The 17,866-nt window shown below is 48.4% G+C and carries 16 protein-coding genes; 12 read left to right on the forward strand and 4 right to left on the reverse strand.

Annotated features, from left to right (window positions below; genetic code table 11):
* Positions 1-171 precede the first annotated feature (171 nt).
* The 3 genes from NSQ37_RS09220 (at position 172) to NSQ37_RS09230 (ending at position 3,527) form a co-directional block, all read left to right on the forward strand.
* On the forward strand, positions 172-1,629 hold the full coding sequence (locus tag NSQ37_RS09220; protein ID WP_007408954.1) for an aldehyde dehydrogenase family protein: 1,458 nt from the start codon (positions 172-174) through the stop codon (positions 1,627-1,629).
* Between the two features lie 465 nt (positions 1,630-2,094).
* On the forward strand, positions 2,095-2,499 hold the full coding sequence (locus tag NSQ37_RS21235) for a methyl-accepting chemotaxis protein (protein WP_369878808.1): 405 nt from the start codon (positions 2,095-2,097) through the stop codon (positions 2,497-2,499).
* Positions 2,500-2,627: 128 nt separating this feature from the next.
* On the forward strand, positions 2,628-3,527 hold the full coding sequence (locus NSQ37_RS09230) for an SDR family oxidoreductase (RefSeq protein ID WP_007408956.1): 900 nt from the start codon (positions 2,628-2,630) through the stop codon (positions 3,525-3,527).
* A gap of 45 nt (positions 3,528-3,572) precedes the next feature.
* Here NSQ37_RS09230 and NSQ37_RS09235 read toward each other — a convergent pair whose 3' ends face one another.
* Positions 3,573-4,640: a tetratricopeptide repeat-containing glycosyltransferase family 2 protein gene (locus NSQ37_RS09235; RefSeq protein WP_020953937.1), complete on the reverse strand. Its 1,068-nt coding sequence runs from the start codon at positions 4,638-4,640 to the stop codon at positions 3,573-3,575.
* A 158-nt stretch (positions 4,641-4,798) separates the two neighbouring features.
* Between NSQ37_RS09235 and NSQ37_RS09240 the strand changes: the two genes are divergently transcribed.
* From NSQ37_RS09240 to NSQ37_RS09250, 3 genes are all read left to right on the forward strand, one after another.
* Complete coding sequence (locus NSQ37_RS09240) at positions 4,799-6,688, forward strand: ABC-F family ATP-binding cassette domain-containing protein (RefSeq protein ID WP_136396192.1); 1,890 nt, start codon at positions 4,799-4,801, stop codon at positions 6,686-6,688.
* 190 nt (positions 6,689-6,878) lie between these two features.
* The gene (locus tag NSQ37_RS09245) at positions 6,879-7,301 is read left to right on the forward strand and encodes a MerR family transcriptional regulator (protein WP_012117050.1); all 423 of its coding nucleotides are present in this window, start codon (positions 6,879-6,881) and stop codon (positions 7,299-7,301) included.
* A gap of 63 nt (positions 7,302-7,364) precedes the next feature.
* Entirely contained in the window at positions 7,365-8,549 is a 1,185-nt protein-coding gene (locus NSQ37_RS09250; protein WP_007408959.1) for an MFS transporter, read from the forward strand.
* 42 nt (positions 8,550-8,591) lie between these two features.
* Here the strand turns inward: NSQ37_RS09250 and NSQ37_RS09255 are convergent, their stop codons facing one another.
* On the reverse strand, positions 8,592-10,148 hold the full coding sequence (locus NSQ37_RS09255; protein WP_012117051.1) for an ABC-F family ATP-binding cassette domain-containing protein: 1,557 nt from the start codon (positions 10,146-10,148) through the stop codon (positions 8,592-8,594).
* Between the two features lie 171 nt (positions 10,149-10,319).
* On the opposite strand from NSQ37_RS09255, the gene NSQ37_RS09260 reads away from it, so the two are divergent.
* Positions 10,320-11,450 carry a DEAD/DEAH box helicase gene (locus NSQ37_RS09260; protein ID WP_032867526.1) on the forward strand — a complete coding sequence of 377 codons (1,131 nt, stop codon included), beginning with the start codon at positions 10,320-10,322 and terminating at the stop codon, positions 11,448-11,450.
* 72 nt (positions 11,451-11,522) lie between these two features.
* Positions 11,523-11,969 (forward strand): GNAT family N-acetyltransferase, encoded by a 447-nt coding sequence (locus tag NSQ37_RS09265; RefSeq protein ID WP_032867523.1) that lies wholly within the window; start codon positions 11,523-11,525, stop codon positions 11,967-11,969.
* A 53-nt stretch (positions 11,970-12,022) separates the two neighbouring features.
* On the opposite strand, the gene NSQ37_RS09270 is transcribed toward NSQ37_RS09265, so the two are convergent.
* Together NSQ37_RS09270 and NSQ37_RS09275 are read right to left on the reverse strand one after the other, a co-directional pair.
* Complete coding sequence (locus tag NSQ37_RS09270) at positions 12,023-13,042, reverse strand: NADP-dependent oxidoreductase (RefSeq protein WP_032867521.1); 1,020 nt, start codon at positions 13,040-13,042, stop codon at positions 12,023-12,025.
* A 128-nt stretch (positions 13,043-13,170) separates the two neighbouring features.
* Positions 13,171-13,521, reverse strand: a complete 351-nt coding sequence (locus tag NSQ37_RS09275) for a DUF3212 family protein (protein ID WP_007610002.1) — start codon at positions 13,519-13,521, stop codon at positions 13,171-13,173.
* A gap of 190 nt (positions 13,522-13,711) precedes the next feature.
* Here NSQ37_RS09275 and NSQ37_RS09280 point away from each other — a divergent pair, with 190 nt between their 5' ends.
* The 4 genes from NSQ37_RS09280 (at position 13,712) to NSQ37_RS09295 (ending at position 17,856) form a co-directional block, all read left to right on the forward strand.
* Positions 13,712-14,059, forward strand: a complete 348-nt coding sequence (locus tag NSQ37_RS09280; protein ID WP_003155650.1) for a general stress protein — start codon at positions 13,712-13,714, stop codon at positions 14,057-14,059.
* Positions 14,060-14,222: 163 nt separating this feature from the next.
* A complete protein-coding gene (locus tag NSQ37_RS09285; protein WP_032867519.1) occupies positions 14,223-15,488 on the forward strand; it encodes a pectate lyase family protein in 1,266 nt (421 codons plus the stop codon).
* A gap of 124 nt (positions 15,489-15,612) precedes the next feature.
* Positions 15,613-17,049 carry an anion permease gene (locus NSQ37_RS09290; protein ID WP_007408966.1) on the forward strand — a complete coding sequence of 479 codons (1,437 nt, stop codon included), beginning with the start codon at positions 15,613-15,615 and terminating at the stop codon, positions 17,047-17,049.
* Between the two features lie 108 nt (positions 17,050-17,157).
* Complete coding sequence (locus NSQ37_RS09295) at positions 17,158-17,856, forward strand: hypothetical protein (protein WP_025284405.1); 699 nt, start codon at positions 17,158-17,160, stop codon at positions 17,854-17,856.
* Positions 17,857-17,866 lie beyond the last annotated feature (10 nt).

The following is a 17,866-nucleotide window of genomic DNA, read 5'->3' on the forward strand; positions in this document are numbered from 1 at the left end:
TCGCAGTCAATTAAAGAATTTTCCACTTTAAAAGGACAAAGCTAAAAAGCGTCGATGCACGGAAGGAACGGGAATTTTATTGTGAAATAGTTCAATTTTCTCACCTTAAGACCGATACAAAAGATGACTCATCAACTAATTTCAAGTTTCGGTGAAAGGGAGATGTTTTACATGTTTCAATATGAAGAACTAAATAAGCAGTTTATCGGCGGCCGATGGAGGGATGGGAGCAGCCGGAACGTATTGGAAAACAGAAATCCTTATACTCAAAAAGTCATCACCTCATTCCAAAAAGCGACGTCTGATGACGTGGATGCGGCATATCGCGCCGCGGCTCTTGCGAAACAAGAATGGGACAAAGTAAACCCTTTTAAAAAGCGGGCCATTTTGGAAAAAGCCGTTTCTTTCATTGAAGAGCACGAAGAAGCGATTATTTACTTAATCATGGAGGAGCTTGGCGGAACACGGCTGAAGGCTGAGTTTGAAATCGGACTTGTCAAAAATATGATAAAAGAAGCCGCAACATTTCCGGTGCGGATGGAAGGGAAAATTCTCCCGTCCACGATTGACGGAAAAGAAAACAGGCTGTACAGAATACCCGCCGGAGTCGTGGGGGTGATCAGCCCGTTTAATTTCCCGTTTTTCCTTTCGATGAAATCTGTTGCGCCGGCACTGGGCGCGGGGAACGGCGTCGTGCTGAAGCCTCATGAAGAAACACCGATCTGCGGCGGAACGCTTATCGCGAAAATTTTTGAAGCGGCCGGCGTACCGGACGGGCTGCTGAATGTTATCGTGACGGATATCGGGGAGATCGGCGACAGCTTTGTTGAGCATCCCGTCCCGCGGATAATCTCATTTACAGGCTCAACCGGAGTGGGCAGCTATATCGGACAGCTTGCGGTCAAACACTTTAAAAAACCGCTGTTGGAGCTTGGCGGAAACAGCGCGCTGATCGTGCTTGAGGATGCTGATCTTGAATACGCCGTCAATGCGGCCGTATTCAGCCGGTTTACGCATCAAGGCCAGATCTGTATGTCGGCGAACCGCGTGCTCGTTCACACATCTGTATATGACAAATTTACAGAGCTTTACGAAGCGAAAGTGTCATCGCTGAAAGTCGGCGATCCGATGGACCCTGATACGGTTATCGGCCCTTTAATCAATGAGAGACAGGCGGAAGGTTTGAGACGGTCTGTCGAAAAAGCGATAGAAGAGGGAGCGGTTCCGGTGCTGTCCGGCCGATTCAGCGGAACGGTCGCTGAGCCCGTCATTTTAAAAGATGTGAAACCTGAGATGAGCATTGCGAAGGAGGAGCTGTTCGGACCGGCCGTCTGCATCATGCCGTTTGAAACGGAGGATGAAGCGGTAAGCATCGCAAACGCGACACCGTTCGGTTTAAGCGGAGCCGTGCATACGGCAAACGTCGAGCGCGGCGTTGAGTTTGCTAAGCGGATCGAAACCGGCATGATTCACGTCAACGATACGACCATTAATGATGAACCGAACGTCGCGTTCGGCGGCGAGAAGCAATCAGGTCTCGGCAGGCTGAACGGCGAATGGAGCCTTGAAGAATTCACCACGCTGAAATGGATTTCGGTTCAGCATGAAAAACGGCAATTCCCATATTAAGAAGGAGTGAAAGAAATGAGTATACAGACGGAGCAGCAAACGCACAGCCTGCTTGACGCATTTGTCAAAGTTGCGCCTTTTTTAAACAGCCTGATCCAAGATGACATCACCATCGGAATTTATGATACAGAAAAATTAATCGTGAATATTCCGGCTAAAACGTTTTCTCTTAATGTAAAGCCGGGAGACCCGCTGCAAAAAGGGGACATCATTACAGACGCGATCCGCATGAATCAGAAGAAGACAAGCATGGTGCCGAAAGAGCTGTTCGGATTTCCGCTGATCGCCAGAGCGATTCCGCTTCACGATGAAAACGGAAAAGTCATCGGCGGCGTCGGTCTCGGCACGAGCCTTGAAAAATCAGCCAAGCTTCATGATGTCGCTGAAAGCCTGTCCGCCGTCGTGGAACAGACCGCTTCGGCCATCGCGGATATCTCAGAATCCATCAGCGGTTTCTCAGCACAGATGACCGGAATTTCCGCTCAGGCGAAACAAGTCAGTGAAAGCGCGGGAGAAATCGCCGACATTTCCGTCACTGTCAAGGGCATCTCGGATCAAAGCAATCTGCTCGGTTTGAATGCGGCCATTGAAGCCGCGAGAGCAGGAGAATCCGGCAAGGGCTTTTCCGTGGTGGCGGATGAGATCCGCAAGCTTGCCACTCATTCAAAAGACAACGTCGGCCAAATTGACCAGATTACGAAAAAAATCCACAGCCTGCTGAAAGGGCTGGAGGACTCTATTGAATCCATCAACCAGAACACAAACGGCCAAGCGGCGGCGGTTGAACAAATTTCTGCCACGATGCAGGAAATTTCGGGAAGCGCCCAGCATTTAGCGAAAATGGCTGAAAACGTACTCGGAGAGTCATAAAAAAAGGGAGCTTACGGGCTCCTTTTTTGTTTTCCCTTTACCAATCGGAAACTGCACTTACACGTTTGATCCGTCATGCTCAGGGGTACACATACGAATACATCACCAATGATAAAGGAGAGTCTTGTATGTCTGATGCAAATCTGCACAACCCGCTGACGAAATATGATCATGATGAATTTCCAAAACAATATCAAGAACCGCCCGGTTTGCAGAAAGAGATGAAGCCTGTGCCGGACTGCGGTGAAACAAGCTATAAAGGAGCCGGAAAGCTGAAGGGAAGAAAAGCCCTCGTCACCGGCGGCGATTCAGGTATCGGCCGGGCCGCCGCGATTGCTTATGCCCGGGAAGGGGCGGATGTGGCGATTAACTATCTGCCTGAGGAACAGCCGGATGCTGAAGAAGTGAAAGCGTTAATTGAAAAAGAGGGAAGAAAAGCCGTTCTGCTGCCGGGAGATTTAAGCGATGAAGCGTTTTGCGGAGAATTGGCGGAAAAAGCGTATCAAGAGCTTGGCGGTCTTGACACGCTCGCTCTTGTCGCCGGCAAACAGCAGGCAGTGGATGATATCAGCGATCTTGCCACAGAACAAATCTATCAAACATTTGAAGTCAACGTATTCTCGCTGTATTGGCTCGTCAAAGCCGCGCTTCCGTATCTGCCGGAAGGCGCGTCTATTATCACGACAACGTCCGTAGAAGGGTATAATCCAAGCCCGATGCTGTTGGATTATGCCGCGACGAAACATGCCATTATCGGTTTTACTGTCGGCTTAGGAAAACAGCTGGCGAATAAAGGAATCAGAGTCAACTCGGTAGCGCCGGGGCCGATCTGGACGCCTCTGCAGATTTCGGGAGGACAGCCCGGTGAAAACATTCCGAAATTCGGCAAGGAAACACCGGCCGTTCCATTAAAGCGCGCCGGACAGCCGGCGGAGCTAGCAGGGATTTATGTCTTTTTGGCCTCAGAAGAATCGAGCTATGTGACATCCCAAATTTACAGTGTAAGCGGAGGAATTCCGACAGCGTAATCAATAAGGAGCTGCCCTTCATACGGGGCAGCTCTTTTTTTGATGTTATGTGCCGAGCACGTTTTGATTATACAGGACACTCGGATGTGACGGATGATAGGAGGCGGCTTTGTCGTTATGAATCTTCGCTTTTTCTCTGTCGCCGAGCTGCCAGTGGCAGACGCAGAGCTGAAGATGGGGATACCAGGTGGAATATTCGAGTTGGGTAAAGCCTGCATCACTGCTTTTGGCGGATAGGGCGAGCTCATACCAAAACACGCCCTGCCGGTATTGCCGTTTCTCCGCAAAATAGTCGCCGAGCCTGCAGCAGAACTCCGGCCGCGGACAATCGATCAGAAATGATTTTAAGAGAGACGTCATGGCGGCCTCTTCATGGCCGACCGCCCTGTAGCAATCGGATAGATATTGGCACGTTCTGATCTCGTCTTCGATCCAGCACTGTTTTGTGGAAAGAAAATGGTGATAATACGTGATGGCGCGCTGATACTGGCCGTGATCCTTTAATTCATTCGCGAAGTAAAACAAATCGCGCGGTGTCATCGTTTCACTGTTTTCCGCCATTTTCTCATAAATCTTCAAGTTGCGGTCTGAGGGAGGCGAGTGCTTTTTCGCGGATTTCCGGTGTGTGACGGCAATATCGGTTTCTATGATGTTTCCGTATACTTCAAGATACTCATGCACGGCTCCGATCCAGCGGAATCCTTTTTCACGCTTGACGAGACGGTTGCGGCGGTATCTGAAGCTGACCTCTCCCCGAGCATCAAAGCCGACGTGATAATACATGGATACCGCGTCCACCTCTTTTGAAAGCGACGCCTTCAGTTCAATCAGCTTTTCACGGTCCTTTTCCGTCAATATATCGTCGGCGTCCAGCCACAGAATATAATCCATTTCCGCTTTCGAAAACACAAAGTTACGGGCGGCCGCAAAGTGATCGATCCATTCAAAATCATAAATCTTATCCGTATAACGGGCCGCGATTTCTTTCGTCCGGTCGGTCGAGCCCGTATCAGCAATCACAATTTCATCCGCAATGTCTTTGACGGAATCAAGACAGCCCGCAAGCACTTCCTCTTCGTTTTTCACGATAACGCACAAACTGACGCTGATCATGTCATCACCTCTTCCCCTCCAGTGTATAAAAGGAGAGGCGGAAACATTCTTCGGACAAAATGATCTCTTCCAAGAAATTTGTCTGTCCTTTTACTAGTTTTATTCCAGCGCCTGATTTAAAATGAACACATGAACTTACGTGAGGATTGATAGGAACCATGAGCATCATAAAAGCGGAAAACCTTTATAAAACATACGGAGATAAGACATTATTCGACCATATCTCCTTTCATATTGAAGAGAATGAAAGAATCGGTTTAATCGGCCCGAACGGAACGGGGAAGTCTACGCTTCTGAAAACCATTGCCGGCCTTGAATCAACGGAGGAAGGCGAGATTACGGCTTCAGGAAACGTGCATATTGAGTTTTTGCATCAGGACCCTGATCTTCCGGCCGGACAAACCGTACTTGAGCATATTTATTCCGGTGGATCAGCCGTCATGAGAACGATGAGAGAATACGAAAAAGCGCTTCAGGCGCTGAATGAAGAACCGGAAAATGACCAGCGCCAGAAACAGCTGCTTGATGCGCAGGCCCGAATGGACGCGAATGATGCGTGGGAGGCGAATACGTTAGCCAAAACGGTTTTAACCAAACTTGGCGTCACCGATCTGATGAAGGATGTCAGTGAGCTGTCCGGCGGCCAGAGAAAGCGCGTCGCGATTGCGAAAAACGTCATCCAGCCGGCCGACCTGCTGATTTTGGATGAACCGACAAACCACTTGGACAATGAAACGATTGAATGGCTGGAAGGCTACTTATCGCAATATCCGGGCGCCGTTATGCTTGTCACGCACGACAGATATTTTCTGAACAGGGTGACGAACAGAATTTACGAGCTTGAGAGAGGCAGCCTTTATACGTATAAAGGAAACTATGAAGTATTCCTGGAAAAACGGGCCGAACGGGAAGCGCTGGCGGAGCAGAAAGAAACAAAACGTCAAAACCTCCTGCGCCGCGAATTGGCGTGGCTCAGAAGAGGGGCGAAAGCGCGCTCGACGAAACAAAAAGCGAGAGTGGACAGAGCGGAGGCGCTCAAAGAGCAAAAAGGGCCGGCAGTCTCCGGATCACTCGATTTCGCGATCGGCTCCCACCGTCTCGGAAAACAGGTGATCGAAGCCGATAACGTCACCATTACCTATAACGGCCAAGCGCTGATCAGCCGGTTTAATGAGCTTGTCATCCCGGGGGAACGAATCGGCATCATCGGGCCGAACGGAATCGGGAAAACGACACTTTTAAACAGCCTCGCCGGCAGAATTCAGCCTGACAGCGGCAATATCATCATCGGGCAGACGGTCCGGATCGGCTACTACACCCAGGACCACAGCGAAATGAACGGCGATATGAAAGTCATTGAATATATAAAAGAGACGGCTGAAATCGTCAAAACGGCGGAAGGCGATGTCATCACCGCAGAACAAATGCTTGAGCGTTTTCTGTTCCCGCGTCCGATGCAGCAGACGTATATCAGAAAGCTGTCGGGCGGGGAAAAGCGCCGTCTGTACTTGCTGAATGTACTGATGCAGGAACCGAATGTGCTGTTTTTAGATGAGCCGACCAATGATCTGGACACGGAAACATTAAGCGTGCTCGAAGATTATATCGAACAGTTCCCAGGCGTCGTCATCACCGTATCCCATGACCGCTATTTCCTTGACCGCGTCATTGACCGCCTGATCGTATTTGAAGGACAAGGTGTCATTTCCCGTTTCCAAGGTTCGTACAGTGAATACATGGAACACGCAAAAGCGAAGAAGACGGCGGTAAAACAGCCGGCCGAAGAGAAAAAGGCGGAGGAAGAGCCGAAGAAAAAGCGCAAAAAGCTTTCATATAAGGATCAGATCGAATGGGACGGCATCGAAGACAAAATCGCCGGCCTTGAAGGAAAGCATCAGCGTCTGGAAGCGGAAATCGCTGAAGCGGGAAGTGATTTCGGAAAGATTCAAGAACTGATGGCCGAACAGGCAAAAACGGCTGAAGAGCTTGAAGCGGCGATGGAGCGCTGGACCGAATTGTCACTGATGATTGAAGAACTTGAGAATTAAGAAAAGCCGGTACGGCCTCCGAGAAGATGGCGGGTCATACCGGCTTTTTTTATCTTACACAGATGTCTCCCGGCGCTTTAAAGACAAACGTTTTGTCCAAGCAAAGTTTATCAGGCATAAAAAGTTAACGTTTACGTTAAGGTTCAAATGGTGTATAATAGAAACAGATACGACAAGAGGGGGATTCACCTTGGAATGGATGAAGATTGATCAAGTTGCCAAGCGAAGCGGATTGACAAAACGAACCATTCGTTTTTACGAGGAGATTGGTTTGATTCCTGCTCCTAAACGGACAGAAGGCGGCGTCCGGCTATACTCTGAAGATGATATGGAGGAGCTCGAAAAAGTCACCAGCACAAAAGAAGTGCTCGGTTTTTCCCTTCAGGAGCTTCAGCAGTTTATGGAGATGAGCCGTCAGCTGGAATTAAACAAAGAGGGGTACTTGTTGTCACTGGATCCGAAGGAACGGAAAGAAAAGCTGGAAGAGATTCAGCAGGCTTTGAACCACCAGCTTGAGATGATTGATGAGAAGATCAGCACATTTCAGCATTTTAAAACGCGCCTTAACGGAATGAAAGAAAAAGCTGACCGCGCCATTCAATCAATCGAATGATTTTGCTGTAAACGCTATGGATATAGCGTTTCTTTTAATGGATGAAACAGGAGGTCTGGTCAAATGGATACATCATCACAACAGAAAACAGGCTTATTCAGCCAGCCGAAAGCCGTTTGGGCGGTTGCGTTTGCCTGTGTTATTTCCTTTATGGGAATCGGTCTTGTCGATCCGATTCTTCCGGCGATCGCCGCACAATTACATGCTTCACCTAGTGAAGTATCTCTGTTATTTACAAGTTATTTGCTCGTTACCGGTTTTATGATGTTTTTCTCCGGCGCGATTTCAAGCCGGATCGGCGCAAAATGGACGCTGCTTCTCGGACTTATTTTTATCATCGTGTTTGCCGCCCTCGGCGGAAGCTCAAGTTCAATCGCTCAGCTTGTCGGCTATCGCGGCGGCTGGGGGCTTGGGAATGCTCTCTTTATTTCAACCGCGCTTGCCGTCATTGTCGGGGTATCCGTAGGCGGCAGCGCCAAAGCCATTATTCTGTATGAGGCTGCACTCGGCTTGGGGATTTCCGTCGGGCCGCTTGCAGGCGGAGAGCTTGGCAGCATCTCATGGCGCGCTCCGTTCTTCGGAGTGTCTGTCCTCATGTTCATAGCGCTTTGCGCGATTTCACTCATGCTGCCGAAGCTGCCGAAACCGGCGAAACGCGTCGGTGTGTTTGATGCGATGAAGGCGCTCAAATATAAAGGCCTTTTGACAATGGCAGTATCTGCATTCTTATACAACTTTGGATTTTTTATTTTGCTTGCTTATTCTCCGTTCGTGCTGGATTTAGATGAACACGGCCTTGGATACGTCTTCTTCGGCTGGGGTTTATTGCTGGCAATTACGTCAGTCTTTACGGCGCCGCTCGTGCACAAAGCGCTGGGAACAGTGGGTTCGCTCGTCGTTCTCTTTATCGCCTTTGCGGTCATTCTCATCGTCATGGGGATCTGGACTGACCATCAGACGTTGATCATTACGTGTATCGTTGTCGCCGGTGCTGTTCTCGGTATGGTGAATACGATCATGACAACCGCTGTGATGGGTTCTGCGCCGGTTGAACGTTCAATCGCGTCTTCAGCCTACAGCTCAGTCCGTTTTATCGGTGGTGCGCTCGCTCCGTGGATTGCGGGGATGCTGTCAGAACACTTCACCGCAAGCACTCCATATACAGTAGGCGGGATCGTCGTTTTTGTCGGCATGCTTGTCCTTCTCATGGGACGCAAACATCTCGCCGGAATAAAAGCCGGACATTAAGAAAAAAGGAACTTCCGCATGGGCGGGAGTTCCTTTTTGTGTTTACAGCACTTTCGTCGTCCAAGATTCACAATTCCATGTTTCCGTCGCGATATCCATGTAGAACTCGGGTTCGTGGGAAATCAGCAGAATGGAGCCTTTGTATTCTTTCAGCGCGCGTTTCAGCTCTTCTTTCGCATCGACATCCAGGTGGTTTGTCGGTTCGTCAAGCACGAGCAGGTTTGTTTCTGAATTGATCAGTTTGCACAGTCTGACCTTCGCTTTTTCTCCTCCGCTGAGAACGGAGACGCGGCTTTCAATGTGTTTGGTCGTCAGGCCGCATTTGGCGAGGGCGGCGCGGATTTCGTACTGGGTAAAGGAAGGAAATTCGCTCCACACTTCTTCGATGCACGTATTGTTATTGGTTTCTTTCACTTCCTGCTCGAAATAGCCCGTGTATTGATGCTCGCCCCGTTCCACCGTGCCTTCCAGCGGCTGGATTTCACCGAGCAGGCTCTTTAACAGCGTCGTCTTCCCGATGCCGTTTGCGCCGTACAGGGCGACTTTCTGTCCGCGCTCCATTCTGAGATTGAGCGGGCGTGACAGCGGAGTATCGTAGCCGATGACTAAGTCCTTCGTTTCAAAAATGAGCTTGCCTGACGTTCTCGCAGGCTTGAAATGGAATTCCGGTTTCGGTTTTTCGGCCGCCAGTTCGATCATATCCATCTTATCAAGCTTTTTCTGGCGGGACATCGCCATATTTCTGGTGCTGACCCGCGCTTTGTTGCGGGCGACGAAATCTTTCAGCTCAGCCACTTCCTGCTGCTGTTTTTTATAGGCGGCTTCGAGCTGCTGTTTTTTCACTTCGTAGACTTCCATAAACTGATGGTAGTCGCCGACATAACGAGTCAGCTCCTGATTTTCCACATGATAAATCAAATTGATCACGCTGTTTAAAAACGGAATGTCGTGAGAAATTAAGATGAACGCATTTTCATATTCCTGCAAATAGCGTTTCAGCCATTCAATATGCTGTTCATCAAGGTAGTTGGTCGGTTCGTCCAACAGAAGGATTTCCGGTTTTTCTAAAAGCAGCTTGGCGAGCAGTACTTTCGTCCGCTGTCCGCCGCTTAAATCAGTGACGTCGCGGTCAAGTCCGACATCCTGCAGGCCGAGACCGCGGGCGATTTCTTCAACTTTGCTGTCAATCACGTAGAAATCATTATTAGTCAAGGCGTCTTGAATGACACCGACATCTTCAAGCAGCTGCTCAAGCTCATCAGGGTCCGCTTCGCCCATTTTGTTGTAAATCTCATTCATTTCCTCTTCCATTGCAAATAAGTAATGGAACGCATCTTTCAGCACGTCGCGGATCGTTTTTCCTTTTTCGAGCACGGTATGCTGATCGAGGTAGCCGACGCGCACGTTTTTCGCCCATTCAACTTTACCCTCATCAGGCTCAAGCTTTCCGGTAATAATATTCATAAACGTTGATTTACCTTCGCCGTTTGCTCCGATTAAGCCGACGTGCTCCCCTTTTAAAAGACGGAACGATACATTGTTAAAAAGCGCACGATCACCAAAGCCGTGGCTTAAATCTTTTACGGATAAAATACTCATCATTACACCTCTATCGTTATCAGACACGCATTTTTTATCATGTGTCTTTCTCATTTATGATTATAAAGGAGGAGACCGTTTGTTAAAAGGCTTGGAAGGAAAAAGAAAATTGCGTTTGGCGCGTGCATTTGAGATACTATGGAGTAGATTTTAAGAATTGAGGAGAACGACATGACCCAAACATGGCCATTTTTACAGCATACACAACCATTTATCGCCGAAAACTGGGAGGCCTCAGGTTTTCAGGAGCCGACCGTTATTCAGGAAAAAGCCGCTCAGGTGATCATGGAAGGGAAAGACGTCATTGCCGAATCCCCGACGGGAACGGGAAAAACATTGGCGTACACGCTTCCGGTTCTGGAGCGGATCAACCCGGAACAGAAACATCCGCAAGTGATCATTTTAGCGCCGTCCCGCGAGCTTGTGATGCAGATTTTTCAAGTGATTCAGGATTGGAAAAAAGGCTCCGATCTTCGCGCTTTGTCTTTGATCGGCGGGGCAAACGTGAAAAAGCAGGTGGAGAAGCTCAAAAATAAACCGCATATCATTGCCGGCACACCGGGCAGGGTGCTCGAATTGATTCAGGCGAAAAAGCTGAAAATGCATGAAGTCAAGACGATCGTTCTTGATGAAGCGGATCAGCTCGTGACACAGGAACACCGCGAAACGATGAAAAAAATCATTAAAACGACGCTGAAAGACCGACAGCTTTTAAGCTTTTCCGCTACGCTGCAGCCGGAAACAGAACAAGTGCTGAATACCATCGCGCACGAACCGGCCGTTTTGAAAGTGGAGCGGAATACGGCGGAAAAAGCGCGCGTCACACATCAATATCTCGTCTGCGATCAGCGGGATAAAGTAAAGCTATTGCAAAAGCTGTCACGGCTGAACGGCATGCAGGCGCTCGTGTTCGTCAGAGATATCGGAAATTTAAGCGTCTATGCGGAAAAACTCGCCTATCACCACGTGGATCTCGGCATTCTGCATGGAGAAGCGAAAAAAATGGAGCGGGCAAAGATATTATCAGCGTTTGAACGGGGAGAATTTCCGCTGCTTCTGGCCACTGACATTGCGGCGCGCGGACTCGATATCGATGATCTTCCGTACGTCATTCACGCGGACATCCCGAATGAAGACGGGTACATTCACAGATCAGGCCGGACGGGGCGGGCCGGTAAAGAAGGAACCGTACTCAGCCTTGTCACGCCGATGGAAGAATCCAAATTGAAAAAAATGGCCAAATCACTCGGAATTGCGCTGAAAGAGGCCGTTTATTCAGGCGGAAAATTATCTGAGAAATAAGAAACGGAGGGCGGGAAGCCCTTCGTTTTTTTGTTGTAAAATAATAGAAAAGGTTCAGGCGGGGGCGGGAAGATGGTTTCAATAGACAGATTTCAAATATTGAAGGAACGTGAGCTGAAAATACTTGAACACTGGTTTAAGAACGATATTATCAAACGGAGAATGGGTGCGATGCTGCCATTAGACGCATGGTATGCACGATTGAATAAAGATGAAGACGATACTGTCATTATGGCATATGACGGGGAGTGTCCGGCAGGCATGGTCTCTATAGAGTTTGTGGAGGAGCGGGCGTATATCGGATTGATCGTCAATCCTTTGTACCAGCTTCAAGGGTACGGAAAACAGATCTTGCAAAAACTGCTGACTGATCCTGATGTTAGTAGCGTGCGGGAATGGGCGGCAAGCATCGAAAAAGACAATCAAATCAGTTTAGCCTGCTTTCAAGCAGCGGGATTCACTTTGGAAGATACGGAGCCTGGTGAAGACGGCTTTCTTACTTTGATTCTTCGCGGCTGATCCGAAAAAGAAGAAAAGGAGGGGACAAAGCCCTCCTTTTTTTCATCATCATGTTAACTTGGATCACTGACTTTGATGATCTGTTTGCCTTTGTTTTCTCCTTTAAACAGGCCGAGGAACGCGTCAGGAATATTGCTGAATCCTTCCGTAATCGTTTCTTCATAATGAAGCTTTCCGTCCTTAAGCCATTCGGCCAATTGTTTCGCACCTTCGGAAAAGCGGTCAGCATAATCACTGACGATGAATCCCTGCATCAGCGCTTTTGTTTTGATCAGCTTCGGCTGGACGCGGGGGCCCATGTCTTCTTCTTCACTTTCGGTATTGTACGATGAGATCGCTCCGCATACCGGAATGCGGGCGAATTCATTCAGCAGGTTTATCACCGCATCTGAAATCGGTCCGCCGACATTGTCAAAATAGACATCGACGCCGTCAGGACATGCCTGTTCCAGCGCTTTTTGAATATCATCCGCCGTTTTGTAATTAATGGCTTCATCAAATTGAAGCTCCTCTGTCAAATACGCGATTTTTTCATCAGATCCGGCGATGCCGACAACCCGCGCGCCTTTGATTTTGGCAATCTGTCCGACTGTTGAGCCGACGGCGCCCGCCGCGCCTGAAACGACGACGGTTTCGCCTTTTTTCGGACGGCCGATATCAAGCAGCCCGAAGTAAGCGGTCAGTCCGGTCATCCCTAAAATGCCAAGATACGCCTGGGCGGGTGCGATATCCGTATCCAACTTGCGGAGGGCGGACTCATTGACGGCTGAATATTCCTGCCACGCGAGATTTCCGATCACAACATCTCCTTTTTTCAGCTTATCGCCGTCTGTCAGAACCTCGGCAATCACTCCGCCTGTTATGGCTTCATCTAAAGCGAACGGCTCTACATATGATTTTGTATCCTGCATCCGTCCGCGCATGTACGGATCAACGGACACATAACTCGTTTTCACAAGCACTTCGCCGTCTTTCGGTTCGGGCACGGCAATCGTTTCAAAGCGGAAATCGTCATGGGCGGGAACGCCTTTGGGGCGTCTTGCCAATTGAATTTGCTGCTGATGATTCGGCATACTGAATCCTCCTTCAAGATAAGTGGTTGTTCCAAATGTAACACGAACCATTTCCCGATTACAAAATCAAACCGTCAACGGTCATAAAAAAAGAAGGGCCCAGGGCCCTTCTTTCCTTATATGCATATTTAATAGAATAACCGGTACACATCGGTGTTTTTCTCATGTTCCAAATATTCATAGGCATTCGTTTTTGAAGAATGAAGCATGTCAGCGGTAACGACGGGCTGAAGCGCGGTCAGATAAGAACCCAGCCTATTTTCAATTTCTTTCGGCAGAACGGATTCGATATCACCGATATTGATAATGATAGAGAAAACGAAATCGATATTAATATGAAAAGTATCTTCAGCAAAGGCCGTAAGCTCTTTTATTCCATCCGGGCAGCGGGTATGCCGGCGGAATACCTGCTTCACTAAATCACTGACAACCCAAGCGTTAAATCGCTGTTCCGGTGAAAAGTAATGAATAGGAACCACCTCCCTGCTTAATCGGCTCATGAAGATTTTTATTTTTCTGATAAAAGTTGCTTTTTCTACTGTAACATGTCCCGCCAGAAAATATCCACCGACAATCTGCCCGTTTTCCCACTGAACTCTCTTTCTTTTGTTTGATCCTTGATTGATCGGGTAAACATCCAATATACAAAACAAAAGGGAGGACTTATCAATGAAACCGGTAGTAAGAGAATATACAAATGATCAAAAACTGATGCAGGACGTAAAAGAGCTTCAGCAATTGGGTGTCGCAAAAGAAGACGTATATGTGCTTTCTCATGATGACGACAGAACGGACCGCCTGGCCGATAATACTGATGTCAATACCATCGGAGCGAAAGAAACGGGCATTAAACACGCGGTCGGCAATATGTTTAATAAAAAAGGCGACGAGCTCCGCAACAAAATTCACGAAATCGGCTTTTCGGAAGAGGAAGCATCACAATTTGAAAAGCGCTTAGATGAAGGAAAAGTTCTTCTGTTTGTCACGGATAACGAAAAAGTAAAATCATGGGCGTAAGCTGAACAGATCCCAAGGGGTTTTCGGTCCCTTGGGATTTTTTTGCGGTTTCCGCAATAAAACCGAAAGGCACATTCTGTACATTTTCGGTGCTGTTTCTCAACTGATTTGATACAATTCGATTGTAATAAATTGGAACAAAGAATCAGGAGGAGCACAATTCATGAAAAAAATGTTATTTATGCTGGCGGTTTGTTTATGTATGATCCCTGCGGACGTCTATGCCGCTGATCTGGGACGGCAGACGTTAGGAACAAATGACGGCTGGGGAGCCGCTTCCGGCGGGACAACCGGCGGCGCGAAAGCCTCTTCATCGAATGTATACACCGTATCAAACAGACAGCAGCTCGTTTCTGCATTAGGGGGAAGCGCCAACAGCACACCGAAGATTATTTACATACAAGGCACAATCAATATGAATACGGACGACCGCAATAAAACGCTCGGCTTTGATGATTATAAAGATCCGGCATATGATCCGAACGCCTATCTGAAGGCGTACGACCCGGACAAATGGGGAAAAAAAGCGCCGTCAGGCACCCAGGAAGACGCCAGACAGCGATCGCAAAAAAACCAGAAGGCACGGGTCGTGGTTGACATTCCTTCAAATACGACGATCATCGGCTCGGGTTCAAATGCCAAAGTGACAGGCGGGAATTTTAATATTAAGAACGGCGTCGACAATGTCATCATCCGCAACATTGAATTTCAAGACGCTTACGACTATTTTCCGCAATGGGACCCGACGGACGGCAGCAGCGGCAACTGGAACTCGGAATATGACAATATCACCATTAACGGCGCGACGCACATCTGGATCGATCATTGCACCTTTAATGACGGATCGAATCCCGACAGCGGTTTTCCCTACTATTACGGGAGAAAATATCAGCACCATGACGGCCAGACGGATATAGCCAACGGGGCGAATTATATTACATTATCCTATAATAAATATCATGACCATGACAAAGGCTCCGTCATCGGAAACAGCGACAGCAAGACGTCGGATGAAGGAAAACTGAAGGTGACCCTTCACCATAACTATTACCAGAACATCGTCCAGCGCGCACCGCGGGTCCGGTACGGGCAGGTTCATATTTATAATAATTTTTACGCAGGCTCTAAAAGCGCCGCATACCCGTTCAGCTATGCGTGGGGCGCGGGCCACGCGTCGAAAATATATGCCCAGAATAATGTTTTTGAAGTGCCGGGACTGGCTGCTGATAAAGTCATCAGCGTCTTCAGCGGCGGAAAAGCGCTTCATGAAGACGGCACTCTTTTAAACGGCGCCGCCATTAACGCGTCGGCCGCCAACGGATTAAGTCAGTCCGTCGGCTGGACACCGTCATTGCACGGTTCCATCGGCTCATCATCAAATGTAAAATCAGATGTTATATCTAAAGCCGGGTCGGGCATATTAAAATAATAAACAAGAAGCACAAAGGAAAATATTCCTTTGTGTTTTTTAATTAACAAAAACGTTTATTAACTTAGTTAAGTAGTAAAATGGGATAGGGGATGGAAGATAACAAAATAGGAGGAGACCTGTAATGGCTTCAGAAAAAGACGCAAAAAAACAGCAGGCAGTAAAAATCATTCCTTTGCTTATTACTGTTGCTGTGGGATTAATCATTTGGTTTATTCCCGCGCCGTCCGGACTTGAACCTAAAGCATGGCATTTGTTCGCTATTTTTGTCGCAACAATTATCGGCTTTATCTCCAAGCCCTTGCCAATGGGCGCAATTGCAATTTTTGCATTGGCAGTCACCGCGTTAACGGGAACGCTATCTATTGAAAATACGTTAAGCGGATTTGGAAACAAGACAATCTGGCTGATTGTCATCGCCTTTTTTATTTCCCGGGGTTTCATCAAAACCGGGCTCGGCGCCAGGATTTCTTACGTATTCGTACAACGGTTCGGGAAGAAAACACTCGGCCTTTCTTATTCACTGCTTTTCAGTGATTTAATTTTATCACCTGCCATTCCGAGCAACACGGCACGGGCGGGCGGCATTATTTTTCCTATTATCAGATCATTATCCGAAACTTTCGGATCAACGCCGGCAGACGGAACAGAGCGGAAAATCGGCGCTTTCTTATTAAAAACCGGTTTTCAAGGAAACTTGATTACGTCTGCGATGTTTTTGACGGCAATGGCGGCGAACCCGCTGATCGCCAAGCTGGCCCACGATGTCGCAGGGGTGGACATCACATGGACAAGCTGGGCAATCGCGGCCATTGTACCGGGATTGGCGAGCTTAATCATTACGCCGCTCGTCATTTATAAGCTGTATCCGCCGGAAATTAAAGAAACACCGGATGCGGCTAAAATCGCAACGGAAAAATTGAAAGAAATGGGTCCGTTTAAAAAATCCGAACTCTCCATGGTCATCGTCTTTTTATTGGTGCTTGCGCTGTGGATTTTCGGAGGAAGCTTAAATATTGACGCAACGACGACGGCCCTGATCGGATTATCCGTTTTGCTTTTGTCACAGGTATTAACATGGGAGGACATCAAAAAGGAACAAGGTGCATGGGATACGCTGACTTGGTTCGCGGCGCTTGTGATGCTGGCGAATTTCCTGAATGAGCTCGGCATGGTGTCTTGGTTCAGCAATATGATGAAATCTTCTGTTTCCGGTTTTTCATGGATTGTGGCATTTATGATTCTGATTGTCGTGTATTATTACACGCATTACTTCTTTGCGAGCGCAACCGCGCATATCAGCGCCATGTATGCGGCATTTCTCGCCGTCATCGTGGCGGCAGGCGCTCCGCCGCTGTTGGCGGCGCTCAGCCTGGCGTTTTTCAGCAACCTTTTCGGTTCGACGACGCATTACGGCTCAGGAGCGGCTCCGGTCTTTTTCGGAGCGGGTTATATATCGCAAAGTAAATGGTGGTCCATCGGCTTTATCCTGTCAATCGTCCATATTGTGACATGGCTTGTGATCGGCGGATTATGGTGGAAAGTATTAGGGTTATGGTAGAAGAAAAAAAGGCAGACTCAGGTCTGCCTTTTTTTTATTTCTGTAAGGAAGGGGAAGGGCCTGCACATGATGACTCCAGTGCGAATAGAATATGGCCGGGGTGATAATATGAGCAGCGGCCGTAATCAATACATGATATTGAAACAGAAACCTTACAAATATATGAGCAGACATATGAAACGCCGGTATGAACAATTACCATGTGAACATGAAAGGCCGGAAACAGGGACAGAAAAACGGTTTCCGTCTTCAGATGAAAATCGATCTGCCTTGTGCGTACCCGGGCTGCGAGGTCCCGAAGGCAAAAGAGGACCCGCCGGCTCCCGCGGTCCGCAAGGGGAGGCGGGTCCGCCCGGTCCCCCGGGGCCTGAGGGGCCGCCGGGAGCGGTTCCTGCGGTAGCTTTTCAAAATACAGCAGACCAGATGATGATTCCGTTAGAAGGAACACCGATAAACGTGTTAAGCGCAGTGATAGCCGCGCCGACAGATCAATTGGTGAAAACGGATGCCGTCATACAAGTAAATGTGGAATTAGATCCGCTCGCGTCTCATTTCTCATTGGTCTTAGCTGTCGATCTGCAAAGAAATGGCGTATCGATACAAACACAGAGACAAGAGCGGAACCTCTTTTCTTCAGGCGGACAAATCATAGGAATTCCTTTTACGTACATCGACGAAATGAAGGCGGATGAAACAGCCGCGTACCAGCTCTATTTATCCGTCCTTTCTTCGAATTACGTAACACAAGTCGCAGCGGCAAACCGCTCCCTCATTGCGACGGGATTCCCCATTCAAGGATCGGATTAAGGTGATGAAA

Origin of the sequence: Bacillus sp. FSL P4-0334 (assembly GCF_038004825.1) — a bacterium.
GTDB classification, from domain to species: Bacteria; Bacillota; Bacilli; order Bacillales; family Bacillaceae; genus Bacillus; species Bacillus velezensis.